This is a genomic window from Jeotgalibacillus marinus (assembly GCF_040801915.1).
Lineage (GTDB): Bacteria > Bacillota > Bacilli > Bacillales > Jeotgalibacillaceae > Jeotgalibacillus > Jeotgalibacillus marinus.
Window position 1 is genome coordinate 1 of sequence record NZ_JBFMIA010000224.1, and the last position, 252, is coordinate 252.

Consider the following 252-nt stretch of genomic DNA (forward strand, 5'->3'; position numbering starts at 1 on the left):
TCAAGCACCGCGGCGGTACCGGCTGGTAGCATTGCTAGGTTGATTACCATTACTTTTCCGTGAGGAGATTCACCGCATGGTGTCGCACCGCAAACCGGCAAAACCAGCCTTTGACCCGCGTACGGTCAAAGAGAACATCGTCGAAACACCGTTGAATGAGGAGATGAGCAAGTCGTTCCTCGAATACGCGTATTCGGTGATCTATGCCCGCGCGTTGCCCGATGCCAGAGATGGTCTGAAGCCGGTGCAACG

At 55.2% G+C, this 252-nt stretch carries 1 protein-coding gene; it reads left to right on the forward strand.

Annotated features, from left to right (window positions below; genetic code table 11):
• Positions 1-163: 163 nt before the first annotated feature.
• Positions 164-252: hypothetical protein (locus AB1471_RS17630; RefSeq protein ID WP_367781020.1), on the forward strand; the 89-nt coding region annotated here is incomplete at its 3' end.